General features: G+C 37.5%; 14 protein-coding genes. 4 read left to right on the forward strand and 10 right to left on the reverse strand.

From position 1 onward, the window contains the following. Positions 1–82 precede the first annotated feature (82 nt). On the forward strand, positions 83–586 hold the full coding sequence (locus ACQKNX_RS14400) for a PaaI family thioesterase (RefSeq protein ID WP_427429468.1): 504 nt from the start codon (positions 83–85) through the stop codon (positions 584–586). Here ACQKNX_RS14400 and ACQKNX_RS14405 read toward each other — a convergent pair. Further along, positions 564–2,036 (reverse strand): UDP-N-acetylmuramoyl-L-alanyl-D-glutamate--2,6-diaminopimelate ligase, encoded by a 1,473-nt coding sequence (locus ACQKNX_RS14405; RefSeq protein ID WP_427429469.1) that lies wholly within the window; start codon positions 2,034–2,036, stop codon positions 564–566. The genes ACQKNX_RS14400 and ACQKNX_RS14405 overlap by 23 nt on opposite strands. Positions 2,037–2,334: 298 nt before the next feature. After that, positions 2,335–3,480 (reverse strand): CAP domain-containing protein, encoded by a 1,146-nt coding sequence (locus ACQKNX_RS14410; protein ID WP_427429470.1) that lies wholly within the window; start codon positions 3,478–3,480, stop codon positions 2,335–2,337. A 147-nt stretch (positions 3,481–3,627) separates the two neighbouring features. Between ACQKNX_RS14410 and ACQKNX_RS14415 the strand changes: the two genes are divergently transcribed. Beyond that, complete coding sequence (locus tag ACQKNX_RS14415) at positions 3,628–4,029, forward strand: YugN family protein (RefSeq protein WP_173477879.1); 402 nt, start codon at positions 3,628–3,630, stop codon at positions 4,027–4,029. A 227-nt stretch (positions 4,030–4,256) separates the two neighbouring features. Further along, positions 4,257–5,330 (forward strand): sporulation integral membrane protein YtvI, encoded by a 1,074-nt coding sequence (gene ytvI, locus ACQKNX_RS14420; protein WP_427429471.1) that lies wholly within the window; start codon positions 4,257–4,259, stop codon positions 5,328–5,330. A gap of 17 nt (positions 5,331–5,347) precedes the next feature. On the opposite strand, the gene ACQKNX_RS14425 is transcribed toward ytvI, so the two are convergent. The 7 genes from ACQKNX_RS14425 to cyoE all read right to left on the reverse strand — a co-directional run bounded on the left by ACQKNX_RS14425 (position 5,348) and on the right by cyoE (position 12,101). Further along, positions 5,348–5,809, reverse strand: a complete 462-nt coding sequence (locus ACQKNX_RS14425) for a DUF420 domain-containing protein (RefSeq protein WP_340826024.1) — start codon at positions 5,807–5,809, stop codon at positions 5,348–5,350. Between the two features lie 35 nt (positions 5,810–5,844). After that, positions 5,845–6,774, reverse strand: coding sequence for a cytochrome c oxidase assembly factor CtaG (ctaG, locus tag ACQKNX_RS14430; protein ID WP_427429472.1), 930 nt, complete (start codon positions 6,772–6,774; stop codon positions 5,845–5,847). A gap of 327 nt (positions 6,775–7,101) precedes the next feature. After that, positions 7,102–7,446 (reverse strand): cytochrome C oxidase subunit IV family protein, encoded by a 345-nt coding sequence (locus ACQKNX_RS14435; RefSeq protein WP_427429473.1) that lies wholly within the window; start codon positions 7,444–7,446, stop codon positions 7,102–7,104. 1 nt (position 7,447) lies between these two features. Then, complete coding sequence (locus tag ACQKNX_RS14440; protein WP_340826027.1) at positions 7,448–8,074, reverse strand: cytochrome c oxidase subunit 3; 627 nt, start codon at positions 8,072–8,074, stop codon at positions 7,448–7,450. Then, positions 8,074–9,957, reverse strand: a complete 1,884-nt coding sequence (gene ctaD / locus ACQKNX_RS14445) for a cytochrome c oxidase subunit I (protein ID WP_427429474.1) — start codon at positions 9,955–9,957, stop codon at positions 8,074–8,076. The genes ACQKNX_RS14440 and ctaD overlap by 1 nt, the downstream gene beginning before the upstream one ends. A gap of 41 nt (positions 9,958–9,998) precedes the next feature. Next, on the reverse strand, positions 9,999–11,087 hold the full coding sequence (gene coxB / locus ACQKNX_RS14450) for a cytochrome c oxidase subunit II (RefSeq protein WP_340826030.1): 1,089 nt from the start codon (positions 11,085–11,087) through the stop codon (positions 9,999–10,001). Positions 11,088–11,183: 96 nt separating this feature from the next. Next, a complete protein-coding gene (gene cyoE / locus ACQKNX_RS14455) occupies positions 11,184–12,101 on the reverse strand; it encodes a heme o synthase (RefSeq protein WP_427429475.1) in 918 nt (305 codons plus the stop codon). Between the two features lie 336 nt (positions 12,102–12,437). On the opposite strand from cyoE, the gene ACQKNX_RS14460 reads away from it, so the two are divergent. Further along, complete coding sequence (locus tag ACQKNX_RS14460; protein ID WP_401009587.1) at positions 12,438–13,361, forward strand: COX15/CtaA family protein; 924 nt, start codon at positions 12,438–12,440, stop codon at positions 13,359–13,361. A 407-nt stretch (positions 13,362–13,768) separates the two neighbouring features. Here the strand turns inward: ACQKNX_RS14460 and pyc are convergent, their stop codons facing one another. After that, entirely contained in the window at positions 13,769–17,203 is a 3,435-nt protein-coding gene (pyc, locus tag ACQKNX_RS14465) for a pyruvate carboxylase (RefSeq protein WP_427429476.1), read from the reverse strand. Positions 17,204–17,212: the final 9 nt, after the last annotated feature.

A 17,212-nucleotide genomic window follows, 5' to 3' on the forward strand; every position in this document is an offset into this window, starting at 1 on the left:
ATTCCCCCAATCTAATATCCATCATAACAGATTTTGTGGTAATTTTACATTAATGATATTTCTAAAAGAAGGAGTTTTAAAATTGGTAACATCAACTAAAGGACAAATTGAAGAATTACTCGCTACTATTTTACAACATAGTACAGCGGAGGATGAGGAAGTATTACTACACTTGCTAAATGGTATTCACGGTAAACAACAAGGCATACATCGCCGTTATATCAATGCCGCTTTACATATGGTGGGCAACTTCGAGCCAGACAGTAGTGAGGTACGGATACCTATTACGCCCGTTATTCACAATACCATTAAAGTGCCGCATGGAGGAATTATTGCAACAATTGCAGATGCCGCAATGGGCGGACTCGCATCGCGTTCGGTTCCAGCAGGCTTTAATGTTGTAACAACAAATATTAACGTCTCCTATATAGCAACAACGACCAATAAAGAATTAATTGCACGAGGACGTTTTGTTCATAAGGGACGTCAAACGCTTGTAATGGAATGTGACATTGAGGATGAAACTGGTCGTAAACTGGCAATTGCCACCGCTTCGTTCTTTGTTATTCAGCGCCGTCAGTCATAACAGAGGAAAAATAATCTTTAATACATTGTTGATCGGAAAAAGGGAATTTTTGATTTTTTATTTGCTGTGTTTGTTCATGCCCTTTTCCGGCAACAAGCACAATATCTCCTTTTTGCGCTTTTGCCAATGCCTGATGAATCGCAATTTTACGGTCTAAAAAAATTTCATAATATTGCTGCTCTGAGAAACCAGCAATAATACTTTCATTAATTAATATAGGATCTTCATCACGAGGGTTATCAGTCGTTAAGAAAATAACATCTGCATACTTGCTTGCCACAGCACCCATTTCAAAACGTTTCGCCTTATCTCTATTGCCACCGCAGCTAAACACTAGGTAGATGGTCTTCTTACTATCAAAAGTTTGTAACACTGCCTGCAATGCCTCTGCCGTATGTGCATAATCTACGTACACATCAATACTAAGTGGGTTTTCTATTCGCTCCAGTCTACCTTCAGGTAATTTAAGTCCCCACATATGCTCAGCTAGTTCATCAATAGAGAAGCCTAAACGCCACACAGCCATTAATGCAGCTACTGCATTTTGCACATGATACTTACCAACAAAAGGAATAGCAATAATGTGCTCACTCGTTGTCGTTTGCAAACATAGTACTGTTTTTCCAATAGTTTCACTCACAATCTGGATATGTAAGTCATTGTGATTGTCAAAACCGAATGAGCATGATTTTTTCTTGTCGTAAATACCAACAGAGCGGCAAAAATTATCGTCTCCATTTAACACAATTTTTTTTGATAAATCTGCTAGCCTCTTTTTAGCACGTTTATACGCTTCCAGTCCCCCATGGTCTTCCAAATGATCCTCTGATAAATTTAAAAATACCCCACAATCAATATCGCAATGATCAAGTCTATGCTGTTGCAATCCCATTGAGGAAGCTTCTAAAACAACATGTGTAACACCTTGACGAACACATTGTTTTAAAATAGGATGCAGCTCTTTTGCTTGTAATGTTGTTAATTCCTCATATTCTGTTTGTTGTTTTTGCCCATTAACGAAGAAGCCTACTGTTCCAATAACTGCTACATTTTTATGTAAAGCTTTTAGTAAATGGCTTACAAAATGACTTACCGTTGTTTTTCCATTCGTTCCCGTTATGGCAATAACCGATAATGCTTCAGCCGGAAAAGCAGCTAGTTTTGCACTTGCATAAGATAAAAACAAAGCGGTATTCGGTACCCAAACGAAAGGAATATTCTGATCGCTGAATGGTATTGCAATACTTTCCTCGGATACTACAGCGGCAGCTCCTCTTGCCAGTGCTTCTTTTACAAAGCGACTGCCAGATGTCTTTTTGCCTTTTCGGACAATGAAAATATCTCCAGGTTTCACGGATTGTGCATAATCCTCTACACCAGTAATTATTGTACGAATGGATCCACCAGTTACACTACATGGCCAATCTTTCAATAGCTCAGCTAATTGCAATGTCTCATTCCTCCTTTCAGTTCTCTATCATATGACGGCTTTTGTAACGGTGTGACGAAAAATGCAGGAGCCATCAAATGCCATTTAAGTAGGGTATTGTAAACGTGGAATGTTACAAACCATTAGCCAATACGAAAAATATTAGCCAATCAATTTTGCCGGTTTTAGGCACAAAAAAAGATTGGCTTGAATGAATCAAGACAATCTTTTGAGACTGATTAAATTATATAGAGATACCTAAAATTCGTAAAAATCCACTTCGCTTTCCGTGGGCGTCTGCGTGGATTTTACTCGGTTATTAAAATATCCTACCGGCAAAGTTCAGAATTGTTTGGGTGCCTGGCACTGCTTCTTCTGTATCCTCAACTGATTCCTCACTATCATCCTTTTGCTTCGATGGCTCCAGGAAGATTTGTGTATAGTAATTTAAAAAGACACCTGACCCTACAGCAGAAAATTTATCGTTTAAAATTACTTTGCGATGTTCAGGTGAATTTAGCCAGCCGTGCATTGCCTCAATCGCATCAAAGTAAGCTGTCGCGAGGTTTTCATTCGCATCACTATAAGCAATTTCATGTGTGTCTAATCGTTTCTTTAAATCGCCATTTGTTGGTGATTCATGACCAGAAAAATTTTGCACCTTCATATCTTCACTGTGCAGTTTTGCTACTTCTTCTAGTTTTTCATCAAGTTCCAATGGAGCTAAATCATGATGAACGCGCGTGACATTAATTAAATCGTCAAGCTGTGCAGTACTTGCTTCATTAATATCCTGTTGTAAAAACGAGGACGGTGGTGTCGGACTAACTAGCTCACCTTGATAAATCATTTCATAAGGCTGATGTAGTACGAGCGTCTCACTATCAGTGAAGCGAACACCTTGTAGCGCACTCGTTTCTCTATCAATATAAAGCTGTGCAAATAGTCCATCAAATTTTATTAGTAGCCTAGTCTGCATATCTTCCTCACTCATAGAGAAAATGAAAATATTTTCTCCCACATTGGCAGCTACTTCATAATCTATAATCGTCATTCGGTAAATATCGTCCCGCTTCTGACCTATTTTAAAAGGTGTAGCATCTAGCTTATCACCCGCTATGTATACTTGTGTCACTACATCATTTTGCACGCCTAGCATAAAAAATGTTGATACACTTGTTTTATAAATCCACCATTCGTAACCAAATGATGAAGGCTCTTTCCTTGCTGGTTCACCATATTGTTCTAAGACAACTTGTATGCCTTGACCAATTAATGTCGACATCCCACTTTGCGGACGTGTCATCGCTCCAACTTCTGGTTGCTCCAACTCTGTTTTCGGTATAATATTTGAATTGGCATTTGGTCCTTCAAGTGGCTCATTTTCCTTAGGCGTATTAAAGAACATAAAGCCGATAAACGCAATCGTTGCACAAGCAATTAAAATGCGAAATAAAGCTTTCATACACGACCCCTTTCTTCCCCATTATTGTAAGTTATTATATCAATTGTAAACGTGTTGACACAATGTTGTCATTGCAACAATGTCGAATATGCTCTATTATAAAAATGAGCGTATACTTTGTACGAAAAGCTAAAGGAGGATTATTAGATGTATTTTGAGAATACTAACCTTGAGAATTTAACAGCTGACCAAGAACTGATTGAAAACATTATGAAAAATAATGGTTTAGAATGTGATGGTGCTTGGGATTACGAACGCATGACTTTCGACCGTCGTTTCGATACTCGTGAAGGCCGTTACTACCTACGCGTATTCGCATATGCGCAATCTGGTGATGTAGGTGCACATGATGCTGTCTTAACATTAATGAAACCAGCTCTTGGTAAATACTACTATCCACATGGTGTTGAGTATGGTGACGATGAAGTTTTCCCAGCTCATCTTGTAAAAAAATGTGATGAAATCTTAAAAAAAGTAAGATTAGACTTAGAAGCATTCGTAGTTGAGTCTCCTTCTAACAAAAAAGCGTTGGAAACTGTTAACGCATAATTAGCGCTTTAGCAACAACGTAAAGCCAATGTCTTTGCATATTAATGACCAAAAACGATGGTATTAATGCAACAACAAGTTCATGTTTACTTGTTGTTCTAAAATGCAAGCATGTCATAAGAATTTATATGTATGATTATCAAGAAAAGACTGGTGGTCCAGTCTTTTTTATTTTGAGTAAAAAAATGATTTCTCCTCATACTAACTATATCTTTCAAATGATGTAGGTGAGATACTTGATACAATTTTTTAAAAGACCCTTTTTCCGTCATCCTATAATTGTCATCGCCATAGGATTAATTATACTATGGTTTTTATCCTTATCTTTTCCTATACTTCTTGCCTATGTAACCGCACTATTATTAGAGCCTCTTATTATTCGAATGAGCAAACGTTTTCGAAAAAAGCGTAAAATCATTGTCTCCATTTTTTTAGCCTTCTTTTTTTGCATAACATTACTACTATGTATTCTCTTAGGCTATATAAGCTGGAAACAGTTTTCGTCATTTATTATTCATATTCCAGATTATCTCAACCAATTATCAGCCCTATGGATTCAAATTCAATCCAAGCTAGCTAATTATACGTATCATTTGCCATTAGATCTTGTGACACAAATTCAATTAATGATTGAACGAGGGTTATCTTCCATTGAAAAAGTTGCACTTTCTTTAACAAATATTAATGATTGGTCGTCGTTACTTTCCCATTTACCATCACTTTTATTTGATATTTTCGTTTATTGGATTGTGTTATATATGCTTCTTTTAGATTTACCATCGATTAACCAGAGACTATTGGCACCTATCCCTTTTCATTACCATCAAAAAATACTTTTTATCGGAGAGCGTGTTAAAGTTGCATTATTCGGCTTTATTAAAGCTCAATTACTTGTTGGAATTTGTATATTTGCCGTAGCCTTAATATCGTTTTTTTTATTAAAAACGCCTTTTCCGTTTATATTAGCACTTTTAATTGTATTATTAGATGTTATTCCGTTTTTAGACTCATTTATTTTACTGTTACCGTGGGCAATTTACAAAGCATTTACTGGTGATTATGTCTTTGCTATTGCCTTAGTTGTGCTGACAATCGTACTTTTCTTAATACGTCGTATGATTGAGCCTAAAATTATTGGTGATAAAATTGGTCTTTCTTCGCTCTCCACTTTTATCGCGATGTTTATCGGCTTTAAAGTATTTGGTTTTCTAGGCATTTTAATCGGTCCATTACTCGTTGTCGTTGCTCTTTCTTTATTTAATCAGTCTTCTATAAAAAATCTCCCACCTTCTCAAGAGTAAGGAGGGAGATTTTTTTGTTAAAATCCTAAAATCGCTTTAATAACAGATGTTGTTTCACCTGGCTCAAATAGTATATACAATAACATGTACACCATAACACCTGTTACTGCTACAAAGAACCAGATAATACTAGTTATTGGTCCAATTCGCTTATGAAGCTTAATGTTCGTTTTTAAACCTGAAATAATACTAACTAGTCCAAATACGGCTCCAGCTGTTGCTAATGTAATGTGGAATATTAAAAAGAATGTATAGTAAGGTTTTAAATCCTCACCGCCACCAAAAGCTGTATTACCAATAAAGACCGTACGTGAAGCGTAGATGATAAAGAAGCAAAGTGCAGCAACACCAGCAGCTAACATAACCTTTTTATGTGCTTCTACTTTTCCCTTTATAATTAAGCCCCAACCAATTGCTACAAGTACAGCACTTATTACAATAAATGATGTACTAATAGTAGGCAAAATTTGCAATTCCATTCACAAAACTCCTTATACAAAATAAATTTCAATTATTACAGCTGATGTTGATGTTCTCTTTCCCATTTCTGTTGGTGTTCTTTTAATGCATCGGCAGTAATTTTATCAGGGTCCTTTTGCTCAGAACGATACCATTTTGTAAAAATAGCGCCGATTAAAACACCAAAAATAATCTCTTGTAATATTTTCATAAGAACACCACCAAGTTGCTGATCCGCAACAGGCTTCATATCTGTAAATAACTCTGGTCCAGATAAAGACAAGCCCGATAAAGTTGAGGCTGGTACACATAGCTCCATTGCTTTGAGCCAAGCTTCACCACTCGTATATGTTTCATACATAGCATTAGGCGCAAAAATGATTAAAGCACATGCAGGAGTAATTAAAACCGCATTGGCAATAATATACGCTAATTTATGCAAAGGTTTCATTTCAGCACTATCTGGTATTTTTTGAATTAGAGGCCAGTACATTAAAACAGCAGAAACAAATAATACAAATGTATAAGTACCATGTAATGTTTCGTTTAATTTAATGTAGTCTAATACTGATGGTAAATGGTAGATAGAAAATAAACCTATAAAAACAAATATCGCAACCACTGGTAATGTTAACACTTTAAATAAAGGTTTGACAACAGGCGCTTCAATTGCAACCTTCCACACCCACCATGGAATACCTTTAATTAAGAAAATTGGCACAAGCAATAAAAGAATAGCCATTTGCACCATATGCATCGTAAACATAATATGGGCCATTAAATCAATCGGAGACCCTTTAATAATATAAATCGTAATCATTGCCAATACAAAATAAATTGCCTCACTTTTTTTCAATGGCTCACTTACTTTAAAATCTTTACGCCATTTCGTTGTCACTAAAAAGTAAATCGCGGTTATAAAAACGAGAACTCCTATTAAATACGGGCTCCATAAAGCTTGGAAACCAAATATACTAAGTGGCATACAATACGCGCTCCTTTAACTTTTTCCAGCATACATTCCTAACGCCTTAAGCGAGTGATGCACACCAAAATGTTTTACTTATCTTGGAAACAAACTTTTGCAAAATAAAGTCACGCCTCTAACGAATATCGTGTTTTTTTAAAACGCTAGCACTTTAAAAAATGGACACGACTATACAGAGACAATAAAACTCAGTACCCCTATTATAAAACGCTTACAGCTATACTGCAATGAACGAACGGTGAACAATTTACCAGTACTACATTCTATTAGCAAAACAAAAAAAAGCACGTCTCTGCGAAGAGCAGAGAACATGCTTTTTGGTGATTACCACCAAATAATTGTTAAAAATGCTAAGAAGAATGTAAATGCGATTAATACGCCCATCCACATAAAGAATGCAATCACACCACCGAAGTGTGTTTTTTTATCTTCTAAGTGCATGAAAGCATAAAGTTGAAGAACAACTTGAACGCCAGCAAGCAATAAAACAAATGGTGCTATTAAGTATTTAGAAAAACCAGCTGCAACTACTGCGAACGCGATAAACGTAAAGAAAATCATGATCGCAAAGTTGATTACTTGTTTACGCATATGAACGGCATTATGATGACGATCATATTCGAATTGCGCCTGAGACTTAGCAACTAGAGGTGTATCATGTGATGACATATTATCCGATCACTCCCATCAAGTATACTACTGTAAAGATAAATACCCAAACAACGTCGATAAAGTGCCAGTATAATGCAGCCACAAAGAATTTAGGCGCATTGTACAAGTTAAGTCCACGTTTAGCGTTACGGATAAGTAATGTTGTAATCCATACTAAACCTAAAGTTACGTGGAAACCGTGTGTACCTACTAGCGTATAGAACGAAGTTGCGAATGCAGATTGGTTAAAAGTGAAACCAAGGTGCACATAGTGTTGGAACTCATAAATTTCTAGGGCAAGGAAACCAAGACCTAAAAGTAACGTGATTGCTAACCAAGTTTGCATACCTTTGTAATTAAAGTTACGCATATGGTAAATCGCATACACAGAAGTCAATGAAGATGTTAATAGTAACATCGTCATTGCAAATGCTAACGGTAATTCAAATAAACCTTGTGTTGTGAACTCCATGCCAGCTGGCCCTTTGTTCTTAAGTGCTAAGTAAGTTGCAAATAAACTTGCGAAAAGTACAACTTCACAGGCAAGGAAAATCCAGAAACCAACGACTTTATTTTTACCTTCCATCGTTGCTTGTTCAGGATGATCTGGCCAAGTATGAGGAGTAAATTTAGTATTGATATCCATTATTTATTTCCTCCTTTACCGTAAAGTTGTTCTTCAATTTCAATAATGTCTTCTTTGTGTAAGTGGAAGCCGTGATCGTCCTTAACAGAACGGAAAATCATAGCACCAAATGTAATAGCAAGACCAATAATTAATACATAAATTGACCATGGTTTATCTGCATCTGGATTATAAAGAGCACCGAATGCTGCGATAAACATACCTAAAGAAATAACGAATGGAATTGCAGAGTTGTTTGGCATATGAATATCACCTATTGGCTCAGCAAATGTAACATCATTATTACCTTCTTGCTTTTCAATCCACCATGGATCTAGACCACGAACAAGTGGTGTTTGACGGAAATTATAGAATGGAATTGGTTGTGGAATTGACCATTCTAAAGTACGACCATCGCCCCATGGATCACGACCTGCCGGTTTACCTTTGATAGACATTAAGCAGTTAATTACCATTAAGATAACCCCTACACCCATCATCAATGCACCGATTGTAGAAATATAGTTGAACTGATCCCAACCTTGACCTTCCATGTAAGTGAATACGCGACGTGGCATACCCATTAAACCTAAGAAGTGTTGTACGAAGAATGTTAAATGGAATCCGATAAAGAATACCCAGAAAGTCAATTTACCAAGCGCTTCGTTTAACATACGGTTGAAGAAAATTGGCCAGTAGAAGTGCGCTGAACCGAATAAAGCAAGTACGATACCACCTACGATTACGTAGTGGAAGTGAGCAACGATAAAGTAAGAATCGTGTAATTGGTAGTCAAGTGGAGCAGCTGCTTGCATTACCCCAGTAACACCACCCGCAACGAATGACGGGATAAAACCAAGTGCATAAAGCATTGGTGTAGTAACTTTAATCGATCCGCCCCAAATAGTTAAGATCCAGTTGAATACTTTCATACCTGTTGGAACGGCAATTGCCATTGTCGCAACAGCGAAAATTGCGTTCGCAGTTGGCCCAAGACCAGTTGTGAACATGTGGTGAGCCCAAACCATGAAGCCTAGGAAACCAATTAAAATTGTTGCGAATACCATTGAAGAGTATCCGAATAGACGCTTACGAGAGAATGCTGGGATAATCTCCGAGAATAAACCGAAAGCAGGTAATACTAAAATGTAAACTTCTGGGTGTCCGAAGATCCAGAATAAGTGTTCCCAAATTACTGTGTTACCACCCATTGTATGGTCAAAGAAGTTACCACCGAACATACGGTCAAATAACATCATTAATAAACCAATAGTTAATGGAGGGAATGCGAATAAGATTAACGCACTTGATACTAGAGCAGTCCAAGTGAATAATGGCATACGCATAAATGTCATACCAGGAGCACGCATTGTAATAATCGTTACGATAAAGTTAAGACCTGAAATTAACGTACCCGCCCCTGAAATTTGTAAACCAAGTACATAGAAGTCGATACCATGTCCTGGAGAATATAAAGATAATGATGCATAAGATGTCCAGCCCGCATCAGGTGCGCCACCCATAAAGAATGATAGGTGAAGGAATACAGCACCTAGGAAGAACAACCAGAACCCTAAAGAGTTAAGGAACGGGAATGCAACGTCACGTGCACCAATTTGTAATGGTACAAGCATGTTCATAAATGCGAATAGTAATGGAGTCGCGGCAAGGAATAACATTGTCGTTCCGTGCATCGTTAATAATTCATTGAAAAAACCAGCTGAAACGAAATCGTTATTTGGTTTCATTAACTGAATACGCATTAATAACGCTTCAAAACCAGCGATAGCGAAGAACAATGTACCGGCTAATAAATACATTACAGCTAACTTTTTATGGTCAACAGTTGTAATGTAATCCCAGACAGCTGCTCCAAAGCCCTTTTTCTGTGTATATGAGCTCACAACTTTTACCTCCCTCAAAGTTTGTTACATAAAACGAAAAATTATTTCTCTACTGATAAGCCCATGATGTAAGTTGCAAGAGCTTGAATTTCTTCTTCAGATAAATCGCCATAGATTGGTGCAGTACCATCTGGATTCATCATTAAGTTACCTGGTTTAAAATCACCTGGGTTTTTAATCCATGCTTGTACGTTTTCTTCAGTATGTTCTAAGAAACCTGCAACACGGTTACGGTCACCGAATGTAGTTAAGTTAGGACCTACTCCACCAGTACCACCTACGCCAGATACAGCGTGACAAGCTAAACAGCTGTTAGCAAATGTAGCTTCACCAAGATCAGTTGAATCTTTTGAAGCAGTTTGTCCTTCAGTTGCTTTCATGCTAGCTACCCAAGCATCGAATGCATCTGGGCTAACTGTTTTTACCTTAAAGTCCATTAGTGCGTGTGAAGGGCCACATAGCTCAGCACATTTACCATAGAATACGCCATCTTTAAGATCTGCTGATTCTTTATCGAATACTAAATAGAATTTGTTTAAGTTCTCTACGTTAGTATCCATTTTACCGCCAATCGCGGGAATCCAGAATGAGTGCTTAACATCAGCAGCTTTTAAGTTAAAGTAAACTTTTTGACCTGTTGGTACAACTAATTCTTGTGCTGTTACAATCCCTTGGTTTGGATATTCAAACTCCCACCAGTATAGTTTTGCAGTTACATTTACTGTTAGGGCAGTTTTATTACCTTCAGCATCTACTTCGTCCATTGCAGCAACATCTGCAAATTTATAAGTAGCAGTAACAACCGGTACAGCTAAGATTAATAATAAAATAATTGGAATAACTGTCCAAATTACTTCAAGTGTGTGACTACCTTCCACTTGCTTAGGAATAACGTTTTCGCCTACTTTTGATCGGCGGAATTTTAAGAATGCAAGTAAATAGATTACAGATACTATTACTACAACTAACGTCATAATTCCAGTAGCCAACATTAATAGGTTGAATTGTTCTTTACCTACTTGACCAGACGGTTTCAGTGCAGAAATATACTCTTCACCACAACCAGAAAGGAAAACCATCATCACTGCTAGAAGTGAAAAAAGACGCCACTTTTTAAGCCCTTTCATCATAGCTTAATTAAACCCCTCTTTCTTTGTTGTATTTTCATGTGTACCTAGGACATTGGTTCTATCTATATGAATTCTTGTGAAAGAAAGAATTCCAAATTAGCTGAATACCGCAAATATTATGATAGCCACAAATAATATGGTCATATGATTCAATGAATAAATAAACATTTTATTTGCCCACTTCATATCGTCTTTTGTGGTAAAGCCCTTTAAAGCTAATAATAACCAGCCTACGTTCAAAGTAGTCGCAAGCACTAAGAATCCAACTCCAAGCTCAGGTAAAAGGAACGGTAACGGTAATAATAAAAGAATCCAGAATAACATTGAGTACTTTGTTCGTTTAAAACCTTTTACAACTGGTAGCATTGGAATATTAGCTGCACGATATTCTTCAGTACGTTTCATGGCAAGCGCATAAAAATGTGGTGGCTGCCAAACAAACATGATAAGAAATAGGGCAAGTGCTCCTGGGCCAAGTGCAGGTTCAACTGCTGCAAAACCAATTACTGGTGGAATCGCCCCTGAAATACTTCCAACAATCGTGTTACTAACATGCTTCCTCTTTGACCACATTGAATATAGAACAACATAAGCGAATATTCCAACTAGTCCCCACATGCCGGCCGCAAATGATGCCGTAAATAACAAAATTTCACCTACAATTAAAAATGAGAGGGCAATGGTCAATACAAAATTCAGCTTAAATCTACCTGTCACTGTCGGTCTTGACTTTGTGCGTTTCATTATAGGGTCAATATCTCGATCAATGAAATTATTCATTGCACCAGAACCGCCAATAATTAATGCAGCACCAAGCATGATACAAACTATAACATCAAGCTCTTGCAAGAAATGTCTACCAGTAAATTGAAATGCTAGCCACATCCCTGTAAACGTTGTGACAAGATTCGAGTTAACGATTCCAATTTTTATCAGTGCTAAGAAATCTTTTACAACGGATGAAGTTCCTGGATCAGTATTTCTAGTAGCTGAAAACGTACGACCGTTTGACATGTTACCTCTCCTTTCATTTTTGTAAGCATATTCCGCTAACAATAACTATAGCGAAATTTGCGATTGATTTCTAGACGTTTAGTGAAATTTAGATGAAGTTGTAAAAATTAGCTTTGTCTAGAAATATAATTAAAAACAACATATCTATAGTAAATCATTTTCTAAAATGAATTGTGAAGGTTAAAGCACGAAATTATGAACAATTTGTGAAATGGAATCAACATCTAAAACTACCTACTCCTTACAAGTTGTTTTTTAAACGTATTTTAGATATCATCTAGTAGCAGAAACATTACTTTCATGTAATATTGATAGATAAAGTAGGTGACTCATTTTATGCAACACAACAGGTATATGAAGTGGTTTGCTGTTGCCGCTACAGTGGGAATGCTCCTTATTTTACTAGGCGGGGCACTCGTTACGAAAACAGATAGTGGCTTAGGCTGCGGTAGAAACTGGCCGGATTGTAATGGATCTCTTATCCCAAAAGAAATTACAACAGAAGTATTAATCGAATTCTCGCATCGCCTTGTAACAGGAGTCGTATCCATTTCAATTCTTGTCTTAACAATTTGGACATGGCGGAAACTTGGGCATATTCGGGAAGTAAAATTTTTAGGTTTTTTATCAATGTTCTTCTTAATCGCACAGGCACTAATTGGAGCAGCTCAAGTATTATGGGGACAAGGAGACTTCATTCTAGCACTTCACTTTGGAATCTCACTTATTTCTTTTGCTGCCGTTCTTATTCTTTCTATGATTGTATTTGAAGTTGATCGAAAGTTTGATGCAGATAACGTATTTATTGGGAAAAAACTACGTTGGCATACAATTGCTGTCACAATTTATTCTTATTTGGTCGTTTATACAGGGGCACTCGTTCGACATACAGATTCTAGTTTAGTATGCCCAGACTGGCCATTTTGCTACAACGAAACACCGTTTGCCTCACCAAACAATATGTACGAATGGGTACAAATGGGACATCGACTTGCAGCTATCATTATTTTCATTTGGATTACATACATAACTTGGCACGCTATAAAAGAATACAAACAACAACGTGTTATTTATTATGGCTGGATTATCGCTTTCATCATAGTTATATTACAAGTTTTAGCTGGTATGTCAGTAGTCCTTACTAGATTGAATTTAACAGTAGCTTTATTGCATTCATTGTTCATTTCACTTTTATTTGGTCTCCTTTGTTACATGATCATGCTTGTAGCACGTAGCAATTATAATGAAAAAAATAAATAACTTTAGAAAAGGATTCGGCTCTGTCGAGTCTTTTTTTCATTTACCACACTTACGCCTCATCGAAAAGTACAAAATCCACATGCAGGAACTTTGCTAAGAAACAGCTAATTTATATTACTTTTTTGATACAAAGTAAAAGACTAATTGTTTACTTCGATTATAAAATCTTCGACAAGAAATTGGACATAATACAACAACAGCATCAGCAAACAATAAACTGCTTATACCTTAAGTCAAAAAAAGTGGATTTCTACTATATAATAGTGAAATGTTTTTTACTATTAAAACTATATTTATAGGGTTTTGTACTATATTATTTCTTGAGCACTTCCTACTATTCTTTTTTATAAGAAAAAAGGTTATTAGTATGCAATAGCAGCAAACTAATAACCTTCTTCTATAATTAATTATTCAATTTCAATTAATAAGTCACCTGTTGAAATGGCATCGCCCGCAATTGCATATACCTCTTTCACTATACCGTCTTTTGGTGCTTGTACAGTGGTTTCCATTTTCATGGCTTCGGTAATTAACAAGTGGTCACCACGTTTTACAGGACTGCCCTTTGATACTACGACCTTCAGAACAGTACCTGGCATTGTCGCCCCAATTTGATTTGGATTGCTTGGGTCAGCCTTCAGTGCTATGCTGCCATCCACTTCTACTGTCATATCTTGAATGACAAGCTCTCGTGATTGACCATTTAACTCGAAGTACATAACACGTGTACCATCATGCTGTGGCTCACCAATCGATACAAGTTTAATAATTAACGTTTTACCTTTTTCAATTTCTACTTCAATTTCTTGGCCTAGCTTTAATCCATATAAGAACGTAGGTGTGTCTAAAACTGAAATATTACCAAATGACTCTACAGTTTTAGCATACTCTTCAAATACTTTAGGGTACAGTGCATAGGCAAGTATGTCCTTCTTCGTAACAGGACGATTTAATTTGTCCGCCAATACTTCCTCGAGCTGTTCAAAGTTTACTGGCTGTAACAGCTCACCTGGACGAACAGTAATTGGCTCCCGCTCTTTCAATACTACTTTTTGAAGCTCCTCAGGGAAGCCGCCGTGTGGTTGCCCTATATATCCTTGGAATAATTCAATAACTGAATCTGGGAAATCAATTGTTTGCCCTCTTGAAATAACCGTTTCTTCATTCAAATCATTTTGCACCATGAATAAAGCCATATCACCAACCACCTTCGAGGATGGCGTTACTTTCACGATGTCTCCAAATAATAAGTTTACACGTGAGTACATTCGTTTTACTTCATCCCAACGATCGCCAAGTCCAACAGCCTTAGCTTGCTGCTGCAAGTTACTGTACTGTCCACCTGGCATTTCATGGACATAAATTTCAGAATGCGGGCTGATCATACCGCTCTCGAAATCTTTATAGTATTTACGAACATCCTCCCAGTAATATGAAAGTTTTTCAAGCGATTCAATATCGGCACGAATTTCACGTTGGCTACCCTTCATGGCATAGTACAGTGAGTTTGCACTTGGCTGTGACGTTAAGCCTGCCATTGCGCCGAGTGCTGTATCTAAAATATCTACCCCTGCTTCAATCGCTTTTGCATATAAATAAATACCATTGCCACTTGTATCATGCGTGTGCAAATGAATAGGTAGGCTTGTCGCTTCTTTTAACTCCGAAATTAAGCGATATGCAGCTTCCGGCTTTAATAGCCCAGCCATATCCTTAATCGCTAAAATATGGGCTCCTGACGCCTCTAAAGACTTCGCCATATCTTTGTAATACTGCACAGAGTATTTCGCACGTCCATCATCTAAAATATCTCCTGTGTAGCAAATCGCAGCTTCAGCAATTTTTCCTGCATCTCTTGCCGCATCAATAGCTACTTCCATACCTTTAATCCAGTTTAAGCTATCGAAAATACGGAATACGTCAATGCCAGATGCAGCTGACTCAGCGATAAACTCACGAATTAAATTATCTGGATAGTTCGTATAACCTACAGCGTTTGCCCCACGTAGCAACATTTGGAATAGTACATTAGGTATTTGCGCACGTAGCTTCGCTAAACGCTCCCATGGATCTTCTTTTAAGAAGCGATAAGCTACGTCAAACGTTGCGCCTCCCCACATTTCTAGTGAGAAGAAATTATGCATCATACGTGCTGTTTCATCTGCAATTTGGTACATATCTTGAGAACGTACACGTGTTGCCAGTAAGGATTGATGTGCATCACGGAACGTTGTATCCGTTAATAACACATCTTGCTGTTCTAAAATCCATTTTGTCAGCCCATCTGCACCTTGTTCATCTAAAATTTGTTTTGTACCAGACAGTGGCTGTCCATTCAAATCTACTAGTGGCTTAATAGGCTGAGCAAAAATTGGCTTCGCTTTATTTTCCACCCCTGGGAAGCCATTTAACGTTACATTACCGATATAGCTTAGCAGTTTTGTTCCACGGTCTTGGCGTACAGGGAAGTTAAATAATTCAGGCGTTGTATCGATAAAACTTGTATCAAACGTACCTTCTATAAAATTTTTATGGGTTACTACATTATTTAAAAACGGAATATTTGTTTTTACCCCACGAATACGGAATTCTTTTAAGTTTCGGTCCATTTTCGCAGCGGCTTCTTTAAACGTCATACCGGAAGTTGAAATTTTCACGAGCAATGAATCATAGTACGGTGTTACAACAGCACCTTGGAAACCATTACCGGCATCTAAACGAACACCAAAACCACCACTTGAGCGATATACCATTAACTTTCCTGTATCCGGCATAAAGTCATTAGCTGGGTCTTCTGTTGTAACACGTGATTGGATTGCATAACCAATCATCGGAATATCCGCTTGTTGTGGAATATGAATTTCCTCGCTATGCAAGCTGTAGCCTGCCGCTACTTTAATTTGTGCATGTACAATATCGATACCTGTAATCATTTCCGTAATTGTATGTTCTACTTGAATACGAGGGTTAACCTCGATGAAATAGAAATCATCGCCTGCAACTAAAAATTCCACTGTCCCTGCATTTATGTACGAGACATTTTCCATTAAATGAACCGCGGCATCACAAATTTTATTTCTTAAATTTTCTGAAATCGAATTTGATGGCGCGATTTCTACAACCTTTTGATGACGGCGTTGGATTGAGCAATCACGCTCATACAAATGCACAATATTGCCCATTTTATCGCCTATAATTTGTACTTCAATATGCTTTGGTTGGAGAATGCACTTTTCTACATATACTTCATCCGAACCAAAAGCTGCTTTTGCCTCTGATTTAGCACGTTCAAAAGCAGACGCAACGTCATCCTTTGTTTGTACCACACGCATTCCGCGCCCGCCGCCACCTAAGGAAGCCTTAATCATGAGCGGATATCCATGTTCTTCACCAAAAGCTTGTACTTCTTCTACAGAAGCAACTGGACCATCTGTACCTGGAATGACAGGAATATTTGCGTTAATAGCTTGTTCACGTGCTTTTACCTTATCACCAAACATATCTAAATGCTGTGAAGTTGGGCCAATGAATAAAATTCCCTCTTCCTCACAACGACGTGCAAAATCCACGTTTTCTGATAAAAAACCATACCCTGGATGAATCGCATCAACGCCTGCATCCTTAGCGATTGCAATGATGCCCTCAATATCTAAATACGCATCGATGGGCTTCTTGCCTGCCCCTACTAAATAAGCCTCATCTGCTTTAAAGCGATGGAATGCCCCACTGTCTTCACGTGAATATATAGCGACAGTGTTAATGTTGAGCTCCGTACACGCACGGAAAATTCGAATTGCAATTTCTCCCCGATTGGCTACAAGGATTTTGTTGATTGATTCCATAGGTATCCC

Source organism: Lysinibacillus sp. NPDC093712 (genome assembly GCF_050280025.1).
GTDB lineage: Bacteria > Bacillota > Bacilli > Bacillales_A > Planococcaceae > Lysinibacillus.

Bases quoted from the DNA above. Each gene is read 5' to 3' on its own strand.
- ACQKNX_RS14410 (WP_427429470.1), bottom strand. From the start codon at position 3,480: ATGAAAGCTTTATTTCGCATTTTAATTGCTTGTGCAACGATTGCGTTT.
- ACQKNX_RS14415 (WP_173477879.1), top strand. From the start codon at position 3,628: ATGTATTTTGAGAATACTAACCTTGAGAATTTAACAGCTGACCAAGAA.
- ACQKNX_RS14425 (WP_340826024.1), bottom strand. From the start codon at position 5,809: ATGGAATTGCAAATTTTGCCTACTATTAGTACATCATTTATTGTAATA.
- ctaG (WP_427429472.1), bottom strand. From the start codon at position 6,774: ATGCCACTTAGTATATTTGGTTTCCAAGCTTTATGGAGCCCGTATTTA.
- ACQKNX_RS14435 (WP_427429473.1), bottom strand. From the start codon at position 7,446: ATGTCATCACATGATACACCTCTAGTTGCTAAGTCTCAGGCGCAATTC.
- ACQKNX_RS14440 (WP_340826027.1), bottom strand. From the start codon at position 8,074: ATGGATATCAATACTAAATTTACTCCTCATACTTGGCCAGATCATCCT.
- coxB (WP_340826030.1), bottom strand. From the start codon at position 11,087: ATGATGAAAGGGCTTAAAAAGTGGCGTCTTTTTTCACTTCTAGCAGTG.
- cyoE (WP_427429475.1), bottom strand. From the start codon at position 12,101: ATGTCAAACGGTCGTACGTTTTCAGCTACTAGAAATACTGATCCAGGA.
- ACQKNX_RS14460 (WP_401009587.1), top strand. From the start codon at position 12,438: ATGCAACACAACAGGTATATGAAGTGGTTTGCTGTTGCCGCTACAGTG.
- pyc (WP_427429476.1), bottom strand. From the start codon at position 17,203: ATGGAATCAATCAACAAAATCCTTGTAGCCAATCGGGGAGAAATTGCA.